This window comes from Streptomyces sp. NPDC042336 (assembly GCF_055581985.1).
Genome location: NZ_JBVJEA010000011.1, coordinates 141,840 through 155,551 on the forward strand (window position 1 = coordinate 141,840; position 13,712 = coordinate 155,551).

At 71.7% G+C, this 13,712-nt stretch carries 11 protein-coding genes; 10 read left to right on the forward strand and 1 reads right to left on the reverse strand.

From position 1 onward, the window contains the following. Positions 1–15 precede the first annotated feature (15 nt). The 7 genes from ACZ6IM_RS23995 to ACZ6IM_RS24025 all read left to right on the forward strand — a co-directional run bounded on the left by ACZ6IM_RS23995 (position 16) and on the right by ACZ6IM_RS24025 (position 8,601). Positions 16–906 (forward strand): hypothetical protein, encoded by an 891-nt coding sequence (locus tag ACZ6IM_RS23995; protein WP_469558894.1) that lies wholly within the window; start codon positions 16–18, stop codon positions 904–906. Between the two features lie 127 nt (positions 907–1,033). Continuing rightward, complete coding sequence (locus ACZ6IM_RS24000; protein ID WP_469558897.1) at positions 1,034–1,684, forward strand: hypothetical protein; 651 nt, start codon at positions 1,034–1,036, stop codon at positions 1,682–1,684. Then, positions 1,684–2,751: a hypothetical protein gene (locus ACZ6IM_RS24005; protein WP_469559141.1), complete on the forward strand. Its 1,068-nt coding sequence runs from the start codon at positions 1,684–1,686 to the stop codon at positions 2,749–2,751. Before ACZ6IM_RS24000 ends, ACZ6IM_RS24005 begins: the two co-directional genes overlap by 1 nt. A gap of 216 nt (positions 2,752–2,967) precedes the next feature. Beyond that, entirely contained in the window at positions 2,968–5,976 is a 3,009-nt protein-coding gene (locus tag ACZ6IM_RS24010) for a BTAD domain-containing putative transcriptional regulator (RefSeq protein ID WP_469558899.1), read from the forward strand. After that, the gene (locus tag ACZ6IM_RS24015) at positions 5,973–6,716 is read left to right on the forward strand and encodes a prepilin peptidase (RefSeq protein WP_052839450.1); all 744 of its coding nucleotides are present in this window, start codon (positions 5,973–5,975) and stop codon (positions 6,714–6,716) included. The genes ACZ6IM_RS24010 and ACZ6IM_RS24015 overlap by 4 nt, the downstream gene beginning before the upstream one ends. Positions 6,717–6,794: 78 nt before the next feature. After that, a complete protein-coding gene (gene mqnC, locus ACZ6IM_RS24020; protein ID WP_469558903.1) occupies positions 6,795–7,994 on the forward strand; it encodes a cyclic dehypoxanthinyl futalosine synthase in 1,200 nt (399 codons plus the stop codon). Between the two features lie 7 nt (positions 7,995–8,001). After that, entirely contained in the window at positions 8,002–8,601 is a 600-nt protein-coding gene (locus ACZ6IM_RS24025) for a hypothetical protein (protein ID WP_052839452.1), read from the forward strand. A gap of 31 nt (positions 8,602–8,632) precedes the next feature. Here ACZ6IM_RS24025 and ACZ6IM_RS24030 read toward each other — a convergent pair whose 3' ends face one another. Continuing rightward, positions 8,633–9,655, reverse strand: a complete 1,023-nt coding sequence (locus ACZ6IM_RS24030; RefSeq protein WP_469558908.1) for a glycoside hydrolase family 18 protein — start codon at positions 9,653–9,655, stop codon at positions 8,633–8,635. Positions 9,656–9,849: 194 nt separating this feature from the next. Between ACZ6IM_RS24030 and ACZ6IM_RS24035 the strand changes: the two genes are divergently transcribed. The 3 genes from ACZ6IM_RS24035 to ACZ6IM_RS24045 are packed head-to-tail and all read left to right on the forward strand — an operon-like array spanning position 9,850 to position 13,661. Then, a complete protein-coding gene (locus ACZ6IM_RS24035) occupies positions 9,850–10,284 on the forward strand; it encodes a hypothetical protein (RefSeq protein ID WP_469558911.1) in 435 nt (144 codons plus the stop codon). A gap of 18 nt (positions 10,285–10,302) precedes the next feature. Continuing rightward, positions 10,303–12,567 (forward strand): bifunctional polysaccharide deacetylase/glycosyltransferase family 2 protein, encoded by a 2,265-nt coding sequence (locus tag ACZ6IM_RS24040; RefSeq protein WP_052839455.1) that lies wholly within the window; start codon positions 10,303–10,305, stop codon positions 12,565–12,567. Beyond that, positions 12,567–13,661 (forward strand): acyltransferase family protein, encoded by a 1,095-nt coding sequence (locus ACZ6IM_RS24045; protein ID WP_469558914.1) that lies wholly within the window; start codon positions 12,567–12,569, stop codon positions 13,659–13,661. The genes ACZ6IM_RS24040 and ACZ6IM_RS24045 overlap by 1 nt, the downstream gene beginning before the upstream one ends. The last annotated feature ends 51 nt before the right edge of the window (positions 13,662–13,712 follow it).

A 13,712-nucleotide genomic window follows, 5' to 3' on the forward strand; every position in this document is an offset into this window, starting at 1 on the left:
CAGGAGGGTGAGCTGATGGTCGGCTCGTCGCACGAGGCACTGCACTGGGTCTTCCAGAAGGACCCGGCACTGCTGACGCGGGCGTTTCAGAGGGTGCTGCACGTTCCGTTCCCGGAGCCGCGTGACTTCGCGGTCCTGAACGCCGATGTCACGGAGATCGAGCCCGTCGAGCGGCGTGTGGACACGTTGATGCGGGTGGAGACGGACGAAGGGGCGTACCTGCTCGTCGTCGAGTCGCAGGGGAAGAAGGACGAGAGGAAGCGCGGCAGCTGGCCGTACTACCTCGCGTACCTGTACGAGAAGTACCGCTGCGAGCCGGTCCTCGTCGTGATCACGCAGAACAGCACGACGGCACGCTGGGCGGCGCAGCCCATCCGTCGGGGGCTGCCCGGTTGGGATTCGCTGACGGTACGGCCGCTGGTGATCGGCCCGGACAACGTGCCGGTGATCGCGAGCGAGCGTGAGGCCGAGCGGGACGTCCCGCTTGCCGTTCTGTCGGCCATGACACACGGGCGGGGCGCACAGGCCGCCGCCATACTGGAGCCGTTGGCTTTCGCTCTGCGGACCGTCGACGGTGACAGCGCCGCGGTGTTCGGACAGCTCATCGAGTCATGCCTGGCCGATTCCCGGGCCAAGGAGATCTGGAGGGACCTGATGTCGGAGATCCGCTATTTCTTCAACAATCCCGTGGCCGAAAAGGTTCGCGAGGAGGGCCGTGAAGAAGGCCGGGCCGAGGTTCGTTCCGAAATCACGCTGGAGATTCTGGAGTGGCGGGGCATTTCGGTGCCCGATGCCATTCGAGAGCGGGTACTTTCCTGTTCCGACCCTGAGCAGCTCAAGACGTGGTCACAGCGGGCTGTTCATGTCACGCATGCCGAGGATCTCTTCGCTGGGGACGGGGCGTGACAACCGGGCGGGCATGGTTCGTCAACAGTCGGCTCCCGTCGAGGCCGGGACCCGTCTGTTGGCAGGGCCCGGCTCTTGGATAGCGTGGGTTCACTCCAGCTACCCCCACCTCAACGGGAGTCGAAGCGTGAACCGCCCCACCCGGCTAGTGACCGCCGCGCTTACCGCATCTGCGGCCCTGCTGTTGACCGCCTGCGGTTCAGGTGACAATGACGCGTCATCCGACAAGATCAAGGGTGCAGACACCGGCGGCGGGGCGACCGCTTCCGCGAGTCCTACGGCTTCGGCTGCGCCGGAAGGTACCGATCGGCCGGAGATCACGCTCCCCAAGGAGTTCCAGGCGGACTTCGAGCGCTGGACGAACAGCGACCCGAAGCTCCAGGCGATCCTCAACGACGGTCGTGAGGAACTTCGTTCCCAGTACGCTGCGGTGATCGACGCGGACCCGGATTCGGAAGCAGTGGCTTTCTACAACTCGGAAGCCACCCTGCCGACCGCTCACAAGTGGATCAAGCAGTTCGTCGATGACGACGAGACACTGATCGGCAAGGTCAGGGTATTCGATCCCCAGGTCAGCATCGGTGACTCCGGATCCGGTGTGCTCTTCTACTGCGTCGACGAGCGACAGGCGTCGACGAAGGACCGCAAGACCGGTGAGGTCACCAAGACCCCGGACAAGCCGGAGAGTGTGATTCAGTATCGGATCAATCTCGGCAAGTCACCGCAAGGGGTGTGGAAGGCGGAGTCCGTCAACGTGGTGCCGGGGGCGTGCGGCTGATGAGGGCCCTGTCGAAGGCATGTCTCCTGCTCTCCGGTTCGCTTTGCGCGGTGGCCCTGGCTGCTCCGAGTGCGCAGGCGATCGGTGACGAGGAAAACAGACAGCCGTCCACGGGCCCTTCCGGAAATGCGAGTGGCGGCACACTGACTGCTTCCGCCACCACGACCAGCATCAAGGTCACACAGGTCAGCGGCAGCGGCTCCGGCAACTCTCCCAAGGCGCTCGCGCCGGTGGACCCCAACTGGGAGCCGCCGGCCTGTTGGTACGAGCCCGTAGCAACGCCCGAGCAGCTCAAGGCTGCCGTGGACCGCCTCAAGAAGGGTGGCGAGTTGGTGGCTGTCACGCCATCGCTTTCCTGGGGTGAGGAGTTGATGGTGACGCAGTACGAGAAGGGTGAGGCCCGGACCAGTGACAGCGAGGGCTACAAGAATTACAACATCGGAGAGGACGGTCAGTTCTGGCGCGGTGTAATCAACAAGGATAGGGAGAACGACGCGGCGTCGTACGAATGCGATCGCACCTTGTTCTGGCAGGACGCCAACACTCTCCCGGACAATGATCACGCTCCTACTCCCGACGTCCTCGCCGCCTATGCGTACGACAAGATCAAGGTGCCCGGTACGGAGGTCGAGCTCAAGCCTGCGGCCGAGTCCAAGGTGAATCTGCCGACCTGGGCGTGGCTGGACAAGGCAACCTTCCAGGAAGTCAAGGTCCGTGCCGACCTGGAGGCGGCCGGCGTGTGGGCGGAAACCACCGCCAAGCCCGTGGCACTGCACCTGGACCCGGGTACCGAGGACGCCGAGACGTATCCCTCGTCCGGCGACTGCGAGATCAACGCCGATGGTTCCATCGGCACTCCCTATGCCAAGGGAGATGCCGAGAGGACACCGTCCTGCGGGGTCAAGTACCTGCGCGCCAGTGGCGGGGCTCCGTACCAGTTGAAGGCGTCGATCACATGGGAGATCTCCTGGGAGGGCTCCGGCGGAGCCCAGGGCAATCTGCCAGACGGCACCTTCGAGACCACGCAGGACATGACTGTGCGGGAGATCCAGGCCGTCAACCGTTAGGCGCCGGCAGACACCGGGTGGTGGGCGACTTCCCCACGATGGAGCGGCCCGGGGGCTTGACGGACAAAGGGGGAGGAACGGTGCAGGAGTTGCGGGTCCGGCTCTTCGTGGCCTTCTCCGCTGTCGGCGCCAGTCCATAAGATCTCTGTAGGCTCGACGAGCCCCCGACAGCTGACGCAGTTGACTCCCCCTCACACTCGACACAGGACACCCGCCATGCCGCGACGCCGCACATCAAGCTCCTCAAGCTCGACGGCTCCCTCGGCACCCTCCGCACCGAGAAACCGCACGCCCCAGCCCGTGCGGGTGCGGCGGCGGTCGTTCGGGGACTTCGTCAAGGCGTTCCTCGCCTTCGTGGTGCTGCTCGTGCTGGTCGTCGGGGTGCCGTTCGCGCTGGCCGTGAGCGTCGGGTGGCCGCTGCCGGGAGGCGCGCCGAGCCTCGACTGGCTGCAGCGTGAGATCACCGTCAGCACCTTCCTGCACATCCTCACCGTCATCGTCTGGCTCGCCTGGGCGCAGTTCACCGCCTGCGTGCTCGTCGAGGTCAAGGCCGCGCTGTCCGGCGTCGGGGTGCCGGGGCGGGTGCCCGGGTCCGGGCCCAGTCAGTTGCTGGCCCGGCAGCTCGTCGCCGCCCTGCTGCTCGTCGGCGCCACCGCGGCGAGCCTCACGCCGGGGCTGTCGCAGCTGGGGCAGAGCCTGGAGGGGAACCAGAAGCCCTCCGTCGCCGCCGCCCAGCAGACGCCGGGGATCTTCGCCCAGCAGCAGGAGCAGGCCGCCGCCACCGCCAACGCCCTCGCCGAGCAGGCGGGCCAGGCGGGCCAGGCCGCCGCCCGTGCCGACGGTGGCTCCTCCGCCGCGCACGGCGACACGAAGTACTACCGGATCCAGCCGCCCGAGGGGCGTCACCACGACTCCCTCTGGGAGGTGGCCGAACGGCACCTGGGCGACGGACGGCGCTACAAGGAGATCTTCGAGCTCAACAAGGACCGCGTGCAGCCCGACGGGTCCCGGCTGTCGGAGGCCTCGCTCATCCGGCCCGGCTGGATCATGGAGATGCCAGGCGACGCCCGCGGCGGCGAGCTGGTCGAGATGCCCGACGAGGCGCCGAACGTCTCCGAGCAGGTGCAGGAGCAAATCAGCGACTACGCCCGGACCGGCGACCACGCCCAGGGCGGAGGCGGACAGCAGGGCAGCGGCGACGCCCAGGTCTCCCTGCCCGAGCAGCGGCCCGCGCCCACGCCCGCGAACCCCGTCACGCCCGCCACCCCCGTCCCCGGCACGGGCGGGGAACACGCCGCGCCCGCCGCCGGACAGGCCGGACACTCCTTCGGACTGCCCGAGGCACTGCTCGCCGCGCCGCTGCTCGCCGCCGGTCTGCTCGGCGCCCTCGGCCGCCGGCGCCGGCAGGCGATGTGGCAGTCGGCGTTGGGCGCGGTCGGCGGACGCCGCGGCATGGAGCCGCCCACGCCGACCGGCGACGCCCAGGACGTGCAGGACGCGCTGCTCGTCGGCGCCGACCCCGAGGGCGTACGCCTGCTCGACCGGTCGCTGCGCGGACTGGCCGCCTCCCTGGCCGCCGAGTCCCGCCCGCTGCCCGTCGTCTACGCGGCCTGGATGAGCGGCAACGGCGACCTGCACCTCCAGCTCGCCCAGCCTTCCGGGAAGCCGCCCACGCCCTGGCAGCAGGGCCAGGACCAGACCTTCTGGATGCTCGCCCGCGCCGACGCCGAGCGGTACGAGGACGCCGAGACGGCCGCGCCCTACCCCGGTCTCGTCAGCCTCGGCACCATGGACGACTCCCGGCTGCTGCTCAACCTGGAGGCCGTGCCCGGCATCGTCTCGCTCGGCGGCGCCGAGGCCGACCGGGCCGCCGTGTTCGCGTCGGTCGCCGCCGAACTGGCCACCAACGGCTGGTCGGACCGCATGACCATCACCCTGGTCGGGTTCGGGGACGACCTCACGCCCCTCGCGCCCAACCGGATCCGGCACCTCGACGGGTTCGAGGACCTCTTCGAGACCATGTCGGCCGAGACCCGGCAGCGGCGCGGCGCGCTCGGGGCCGCCGGACACGACTCCGTGCTCACCGGCCGCACCGGGCCCGCCCAGCACACCCGCTGGGCCCCGCACCTCGTCCTGCTCGCCGCCCAGCCCTCCGACGAGGACGCGCTGCGGCTGGCCGAACTCGCCGCCGACGCCGGCCGGCTCGGCATCGGCTACCTCGTCGGTACCGAGGGCACCGACCTGCCCGGCGCCGCCTGGGAGATGGAGATCACCGGCAAGGGCCGGCTGCTCGCACCGCTGCTCGGGCTCGAACTGGACGCCCAGATGCTGCCGGCCGCGCAGCGGCGTGCCGTCGTCGAGCTGTTCACCGACGCCGACCCCGGCTCCGACCCCGAGGGCGGCCCCGGCCGGCCGGCCAACGCCCCGCCGTTCCTCGTCGACATCAGCGAGCAGGGCCGGCCCGCCGTCTACGCCCGCCTCGTCGGGTCGTACGAGATCATCGGCCTGGACGCGCCCGACGGCGAGCGCAGCGCCCTGCTGCACGAGGCGCTGGCGCTGCTCCTGCTGCACCGCGAGGGCGTCCACCCGCGCGTGCTGTCCTCCGCGCTGTGGCCGCGCGGTGTGACGCCGGACGTGCGCGACGCGCTGCTGGAGCGGCTGCGGACCTGGCTGGGCACCGACCCCGACGGCACACCGCGGCTCGCCACCGACGCCACCGGACGGCTCACCCTCGCCAAGTCCGTCGTCTCCGACCTCGACGTCCTGCGCTCCCTCTACTACGAGGCGACCCAGGGCCGGGGCGTCGGCAGCCGCCAGGTGCGCGGGCGGCTGCTCACCGACGCGCTGGTGCTGGTGCGCGGGCCGCTGCTCGCCGACCGGCCCGAGGGCCGCTACCGCTGGCTCACCCACGAGATCGTCGACGCCCAGCTGCCGCTGCTCGTCGCCGACACCGGGCTGGCGCTCTCCGAGTTCCACCTGGAGAAGAACCGCGCGGAGAAGGCCATCGAGGCACTGAACGCGGCGCTGCGCACGGCCCCCGCGGACGAGCGCCTGTGGCACGAGCTGCTGCGCGCCACGGAGGCCACCGGCGACCCCGACCGGCTGCGCGCCCTCGCCGCCGACCTCGTGGACCGCAGCGGTGCACGCGGACTGCCGCCCCGCACCGAGGCGCTGCTCGACGAGTTGCTGCCGACCTGGCGCGAGGGCGTCTCCGCCGCCGGATGAGCACCGACCTCGACCTCCTGGTCGTCCTCGTCGCCGCGTTGTGGGGCGCGGCGACGGGTGCGCTGCTGCCCCGCGCGGCCTACCGGTTCTCCGCGCCCTCCGGTCAGGCATGGCGCGAGCGGTGCCCGGACGGGCACCCCGTCCGGGGCTGGCTCGGCCGGGCCCGGTGTCCGCGGTGCCCGGCCGGCCAGGCGTCCTACGGGCCCCGCACCGCGTCCCTCGCCGTCGCCACCGCCCTCGTCTGCGCCGCCCTCGCCGCCGCCACCGGGACCCGGCCCGAGGTCGCCGTCTGGCTGCTGCTCGCCCCGGTCGGCGTGCTGCTGGCCGTCGTCGACCTGAAGGTACGGCGGCTGCCCGACCCGCTCACCCTGCCGATGGCCGGGGCCGCGCTCGTCCTGCTCGGCCTCACCGCGCTCGTGCCCGAGCACGCGGGGGAGTGGACCACCGCCCTGCTGGGCGCCCTCGCCCTCGGCGCCGGCTACCTGGTGCTGTTCCTCATCAACCCGGCCGGCATGGGCTTCGGCGACGTCAAGCTCGCCCTCACGGCCGGTGCCGTCCTCGGCTGGTACGGCTGGCCCACACTGATGCTGGGCACCTTCGCCGGATTCCTGCTCGGCGCGCTGTACGGCGGGGCCCTCCTCGTCGCCCGGCGCGCGCACCGCAAGACGGCCATCCCCTTCGGCCCCTTCCTCATCGCGGGCGCCTTCCTGGGCGTCCTGGCCGGGGCGTACGCGGCCTGAGCACGAGCGGCCAAAAGGCCTGGCGTACGCTGGTCGCGTCCGTCCACAACCCTTACGAACCTTGCGAAAGGGACGCCGGTGACCGAGAAGGCCGACCTTCAGCCCGTCCTCGACCGCGCCGCCGCCGGTGGGCGGATCACCCCCGAAGAGGCGCTCGTCCTCTATCGCGACGCCCCGCTGCACGCGCTGGGCGCCGCCGCCGACGCCGTACGCAGGCGCCGGTACGCGGGTACGGAGCACATCGCGACGTACATCATCGAGCGCAACATCAACTACACGAACGTGTGCGTCACGGCGTGCAAGTTCTGCGCCTTCTACGCGGCCCCCAAGGACACCAAGAAGGGCTGGACCCGCGACCTCGACGACATCCTGCGCCGCTGCGCGGAGACGGTCGAGCTGGGCGGCACGCAGATCATGTTCCAGGGCGGCCACCACCCGGACTACGGCGTCGAGTACTACGAGAAGCACTTCGCCGCCATCAAGAAGGAGTTCCCCCAGCTCGTCATCCACAGCCTGGGGGCGAGCGAGGTCGAGCACATGGCGCGGATCTCGGGTGTCCCGGTCGAGGAGGCCATCACCCGCATCCACGCCGCCGGGCTCGACTCCTTCGCAGGCGCCGGCGCGGAACTGCTCCCCGAGCGGCCGCGCAAGGCGATCGCGCCGCTGAAGGAGTCCGGCGAGCGCTGGCTGGAGATCATGGAGATCGCGCACGGGCTGGGCGTCGAGTCGACGTCCACCATGCTGATGGGCACCGGCGAGACCAACGCCGAGCGCATCGAGCACCTGCGCATGATCCGGGACGTGCAGGACCGCACCGGTGGCTTCCGCGCCTTCATCCCGTACACCTACCAGCCCGAGAACAACCACCTGAAGGGCCGCACCCAGGCCACGCTCTTCGAGTACCTGCGGATGATCGCCATCGCCCGCGTGTTCCTCGACAACGTCGCCCACATCCAGGGCTCGTGGCTGACCACCGGCAAGGAGGTCGGCCAGCTCTCCCTGCACTACGGCGCGGACGACCTCGGTTCGATCATGCTGGAGGAGAACGTCGTGTCGTCGGCCGGCGCCAAGCACCGCTCCAACCGGCTGGAGATCATCGACCTGATCCGCAAGGCGGGACGCGTCCCGGCGCAGCGGGCCACGACGTACGAGCACCTCGTCGTGCACGACGACCCGGCGAACGACCCCGTCGACGAGCGCGTCGTCTCCCACATCTCGTCCACGGCGATCGAGGGCGGTACGGCGCACCCCGAGCTGAAGCTGCTCGCCTCCAACTGACGCCGCCGTGCTGACGATCCATGTCGCCGAAGCCTCGCCCGAGGCGGCCGTCGTGGTCGACGGCGCGCAGCTCGCCGCCGTCGGCCCCTACGAGGCACTGGCCGCCGACCACCCGCGGGCACGGGTGCGCCGGTGGCCCGGACTCATGACGCCCGGATTGCTCAACCCCTACGGTCCGGAACTGCTGGAACAGGCCTACCACCCCGACCCGCGCGAAGCGGACCGGCTCGGTACCGAGCCGGTCCTCGGGAAGCGCGCGCTCGCACTTCTCGCCGCCGACCCGTCCGCGCGGGGCGCCAGCGCGCGCCGAGGGGTACAGCGCCTGCTGGCGCACGGCACGGTCGCCGTCGCCGGAGAGCTGCGCAGTCGCGCGGCCCTGGACGCGGTGCGCGGGGCGGGGCTCGCCGTGGCGGCGCGTCCGCCCACCCTGCCCGGGCCCGCATCCTTGTCGCCGGTGCCGCTGGTGCTGCTTCCCGCGCTCGCTGCCGGGAACCCCGCACGGTTCGCGGTGTTCGACGTACCCGACCGGGCCGCGCTCGTGCGTCAGGGCGCGTCCACGTGCGTGGCCACCGTCGTGGGCGGCCGTCTGGTATACCGGGGGCGCTGACCGCGCGGTCCCGCGGGCCCGTCCGAGGGGCCTACGCGCCGAACGCCGTACCGAACGCCCCGTCCTCCTGCTCCACGCCGCTGCACGTGGTGAGCGCGTCGGTGGCCGACGCGTCCGCGCCACACCGCTGGTCGCGGAAGGCCGCCCACATCGACACCCAGGCGACGCCCTTCTCCTCGGCGAAGGCCCGGACCACGGCCGCGTCCGCGAGCGTGAACGTCTCACCGGTGACGTCGTTGACGCCCAGCATCGAGGTGAGCGCCATGCCCCGCCAGGCGTCCGCGTCGGAGGTGCCGAAGACCTTCCGCAGCTGGCTGTGCGCGGCCTTCGCCGAGGCGAGGGCGTAGTCACCCATGTCGTCGGTGTACGACTCGCCGTAGTTCATGGTCATGAGGTTGACCGCGGAGACCCGTACGCCGTGGTCGTTGGCCGACGCGAGCAGCGCCAGACCGCCGCCGTCCAGGCCCGAGGGCATCACCGGGAGGGTGAAGGAGACCTCCAGGCCGCTCCGTTCCTCCTGGAGCAGCGCGATCGCCTCCGAGCGCAGCGTGACGGAGTCGGCGTCGGCCAGCTCGTCGCCCTCGACGTCGAAGTCCGCCTGTGTGGACCCGGCGGCGTCCAGGGCCGCGCCGTACGCCGCCGCCAGCGCCGAGGCGCTGTCGCAGGCCGCCGCCAGCTCCGTGCCGGACGCGCCGCCGAAGGAGACGCGGACTGTGGCGCCCGACTTCTTCAGCTTCTCGACGCGGGAGGCGACGGAGGCGTCGTCGATGTCCTGTACGCCGTTCCAGCGGGGGACGCAGTCGTCGCCGGACGCGATGACGAACGCCAGGTTGTACGCCGTGGGGGAGCCCGCCGTGTCGGTGGCGGAGGCGGTGGTGGCACTGACGTAGGGGGCGTAGCCGGTGGCCGGCGTGGATGACGCGGACGGAGCGGACGGCGCGGTGGGGGTCGCGGGTGCTGCCGGGTCGGTGGTGCCGTCCTGTCCGGCGCAGCCCGCGGCGGCCAGGGCGAACAACAGGGCGCACCCGGCTGCCGCGTTCCGGTGAACCCTCATGAGCGCACACTCCCGTTCTCGTCCGTTGTCGGCGTCGGACAAGTGAAGGTGGCACGCGTTCCTGGGTCTTCGCTGAGGAAAGGGCGCGGTTCGGCGCCATCTCCCAGGAAACGGACAGGATGGGTCGCTTTTCACCGGGACCTCTCAAGAACCTGCCAGTCGACGACAGGCAAGGCTCCCTAACGTCCGGGGGCATGCACTCCGAGCCTGCCTACCCACCCCGCGCCGCATCCCGCGCCGCATCCCGCGCCGCCACGCGCGGTCGCCGCCGCACAAGCGACGACGGAGCCGCCGAGGGGCCCGTGTTCGTCGACAGCACCGGGCGCCGGGCCCGGCTGCTGCGCCGGCTGGGCCTGCTGGTGGGGGCCGTGTGCGTCGGCTACACGGCCGTCCTGGGCCTGGCCTTCATGGGCGTCGGCATCTCGGTCAACCCGTCCTCGCTGCTGCCCTTCGGTGGTGGCGGTGGTGGTGGTGGCGGACCGGAGGGCGGTCAGGGCCCCGGCGGCGGCACGCGTCCACAGGGCGGCGCCGCTCCCACCGGTGCCCCGCCGAGCACCGGACCCTCCGCCGCCCCCAGCGCGGTCACCGGCACCGCCGCCACCGCTCCCACCGCCGCCCGCACCGACTGACCGGACGCCCCCACCCTCATGACCACGCCCAGCACACCCCCCGCCCCGCCCGCACGGGGCCGCCGCCGCGCCCCCTCCCGCATGGAACGCGCCGCGGGCCGGGCCGCCGCACTGCAACGCCCCCGCGTCCTCCTCGCCCTGCTCCTCCTGCTCGCGCTGACCTGCGTGATGCTCCTCGACGGCTACCTGCGCGCGGAGGTCGGCGGCGACCAGCGCGTCCGTACCGGGGCCTCGGCGAGCGACGTCCCCGACGACGTACTGGACGGCGGGCCGATCCTGTCCTTCCCTGGCGGACAGGCCACCACCGTCTCCGTCCCGGACAAGACGATCGTGCTGACCTTCGACGACGGCCCGGACCCCACCTGGACGCCGCAGGTGCTGGAGATCCTGGAGAAGTACGACGTGCCCGGCACCTTCTTCCTGGTCGGCTCGATGGTCGCGCGCCACCCGGGCATCGTGCGGGACCTGGTCGAGCAGGGCAACGAGGTGGGCGTCCACACCTTCACCCACGTCGACCTCTCCTACCAGAGCCAGGCCCGCGTCACCCGCGAGATCGAGCAGACCCAGCTGGCCCTCGCGGGCGCGGCCGGCATCACCACCACGCTGTTCCGGGCGCCGTACTCCTCCCAGACGGACGCCATCGACAACTACAGCTGGCCGGTCTACGAAAGCCTCGGCGAGGACGGCTACACCAGCGTCTTCATCGACACGGACAGCGACGACTGGAAGCGGCCCGGCGTCTCGAAGATCGTCGAGTGGGCGACGCCGGAGGACGACGAGGGCGCGTCCGTCCTCTTCCACGACGCCGGGGGCGAGCGGTCGCAGACGATCGAGGCGCTGCCGAAGTACATCGAGAAGATGAAGGCGAAGGGCTACACCTTCACCACCGTCAGCGGCGTCATGGCCGATCAGGCCGGTCAGCGGCCCACGGGCGGGCCCTCCGCCGCGGCCCCGGACGCGACGGGTTCCGGCGAGGGCCTCCAGGCCGCCCACCACGACGCCACCGGAGCCACCCTCTACGAGGGCAAGGCGCTCGTCGCCGCCGTCGCGGTCGCCGAGTGGACGGTCCCGGCGCTGTCGGCCGGGCTGGTGATTGTGGGTGTGGCCGTCATGGGCCGGTTCGCGATGATGCTGGTCCTCGCCCGCCGCCACCACAGACAGCGCAACCGACGCCGGTTCGGCTGGGGTCCGCCGGTGACCGGGCCGGTGAGCGTGATCGTCCCGGCGTACAACGAGAAGGAGTGCATCGAGGCCACCCTGAGGTCCCTGGCGCGCAGTACGCATCCCGTCGAGATCATCGTCGTGGACGACGGGTCGACGGACGGCACGGCGGAGATCGCCGAGTCCCTGGGGCTGCCGGGCGTCCGCGTCGTGCGGCAGGCCAACGCGGGCAAGCCCGCCGCCCTCAACAACGGCGTCCGGCAGGCCCGGTACGACATCGTCGTGATGATGGACGGCGACACCGTCTTCGAGCCCGACACCGTACGGCACCTGGTGCAGCCCTTCGCCGACCCCTCCGTCGGCGCGGTCGCGGGCAACGCCAAGGTCGGCAACCGGCGCACCCTCATCGGCGCCTGGCAGCACATCGAGTACGTGATGGGCTTCAACCTCGACCGGCGCATGTACGACCTGCTGCGCTGCATGCCGACCATCCCGGGCGCGATCGGCGCGTTCCGGCGCGAGGCGGTCCTCCAGGTCGGCGGCATGAGCGACGACACCCTCGCCGAGGACACCGACATCACCATCGCCCTGCACCGCGCGGGATGGCGGGTGGTCTACGAGGAGCACGCCCGCGCCTGGACGGAGGCGCCGGGGTCGCTCGGGCAGCTCTGGTCGCAGCGCTACCGCTGGTCGTACGGCACGATGCAGGCGCTGTGGAAGCACCGCCGCTCGCTGACGGACAAGGGGCCCTCGGGCCGCTTCGGGCGGGTCGGGATGCCGCTGGTGGTGCTCTTCCAGGTGGTCACGCCGGTCTTCGCGCCGCTCATCGACGTGTTCACCGTCTACTCGATGGTCTTCGTCGACTTCCGCGCCGCGCTCCTGGCGTGGCTCGCGGTGCTGGGCGTGCAGCTGGTGTGCGCGGCGTACGCCTTCCGGCTCGACCGGGAGAAGTACCGGTATCTGCTGATGCTGCCGCTCCAGCAGCTGGCCTACCGGCAGATGATGTACCTCGTCCTCATCCACTCCTGCGTCACCGCGCTGACCGGCGGGCGGCTGCGCTGGCAGAAGCTGAAACGGACGGGCGAGGTCGGGACCCCGGCGGGGCCCACGGGGACGGGCTGATGGGGGCGCACGGCAAGGGCGCCGCGCGCACCGTGCCGGCCGTGCGCGCCGACGGTGGTGCCCCGGCGCGGGACCGGTATTTCGACACCCTGCGCGCCCTCGCCCTGGTCCGGGTCGTCGCGTACCACGCCTTCGGCTGGCCCTGGGCCGGGCTGCTCTTCCCTTCCATGGGGATCATGTTCGGCCTGGCCGGCACCCTGATGGCCCGCTCGCTCCAGCGGCCCGCCGCGGGGGTGCTCCGGAGCCGGCTGCGCCGCCTGCTGCCGCCGTTCTGGTGCTGGGGCCTCTTCGTGGTGGGCGCGATGCTGGCGCGCGGCTGGATGCCGGGGTGGCAGATCGTCTACTGGGTGGTGCCGCTCGGCGACCCGCCGGGCAGCGCGTGGGGCGAGCAGGCCTGGGAGATCCTCTGGTACCTCAGGACGTATCTGTGGTTCGTGCTGCTCTCCCCGCTGCTGCTGCGGGTCTTCCGGCTCGCGCCCGTGCCGGTGCTGCTGCTGTCCCTGGCACCGGTCGTGGCGTTCCGGTTCCTGTGGCAGCCGCCGGACAACCGCTTCGGGACCGGGCTGCTCGACCTGGCGACGTACCTCTTCTGCTGGGTCCTCGGCTTCGCCCACCGCGACGGGGTGCTGGCCCGTCTGAGGCCGGGCGCCGTCGTCGTCCTGTCGCTCGCCGCCCTCGCCTGCGGCGCCTGGTACGCCTTCGCGCACCAGCGTGAGTACGGCACGTACGACCTGGACGACATCCCGTTGGCGCAGGCCTTCTGGTCGGCCGGGTTCGTGACGCTGCTGATGTACGCGAAGGCCCGGCTCGGGACCGACTTCTCGGGACTGGCCGGGCTGCGGCGGCTGGACCGGCTGGTGGGGATGTTCAACGCCCGCGCGGTGACGGTCTACCTCTGGCACGAGCTGGCCCTGGTCCTGGCCGTGCCGCTGATCGACCGGCTCTGGGACGTGCCGGCCTTCGAGGCGTACCTGCCGCTGGGGAGCCAGTGGTTCCTGCTGGCGGTGGGCTGGGTCCTGATCGCGGTGTCCGTGCTGCTGTTCGGGTGGGTGGAGGACGTCGCCGCGCGGAGGAGGCCGCGGCTGCTGCCGTGAGCCGGTGCCGCCGCCGTGGGCCGGGGGCTGCGGCGCGGGCGCGCACCACGG

Excerpts from the sequence above, each read along its gene's own strand:
- ACZ6IM_RS24030 (WP_469558908.1), bottom strand. The coding sequence starts at position 9,655 with ATGAGGGTTCACCGGAACGCGGCAGCCGGGTGCGCCCTGTTGTTCGCC.
- ACZ6IM_RS24005 (WP_469559141.1), top strand. The coding sequence starts at position 1,684 with ATGAGGGCCCTGTCGAAGGCATGTCTCCTGCTCTCCGGTTCGCTTTGC.
- ACZ6IM_RS24010 (WP_469558899.1), top strand. The coding sequence starts at position 2,968 with ATGCCGCGACGCCGCACATCAAGCTCCTCAAGCTCGACGGCTCCCTCG.
- ACZ6IM_RS24040 (WP_052839455.1), top strand. The coding sequence starts at position 10,303 with ATGACCACGCCCAGCACACCCCCCGCCCCGCCCGCACGGGGCCGCCGC.
- ACZ6IM_RS24015 (WP_052839450.1), top strand. The coding sequence starts at position 5,973 with ATGAGCACCGACCTCGACCTCCTGGTCGTCCTCGTCGCCGCGTTGTGG.
- ACZ6IM_RS23995 (WP_469558894.1), top strand. The coding sequence starts at position 16 with ATGGTCGGCTCGTCGCACGAGGCACTGCACTGGGTCTTCCAGAAGGAC.
- ACZ6IM_RS24035 (WP_469558911.1), top strand. The coding sequence starts at position 9,850 with ATGCACTCCGAGCCTGCCTACCCACCCCGCGCCGCATCCCGCGCCGCA.
- ACZ6IM_RS24045 (WP_469558914.1), top strand. The coding sequence starts at position 12,567 with ATGGGGGCGCACGGCAAGGGCGCCGCGCGCACCGTGCCGGCCGTGCGC.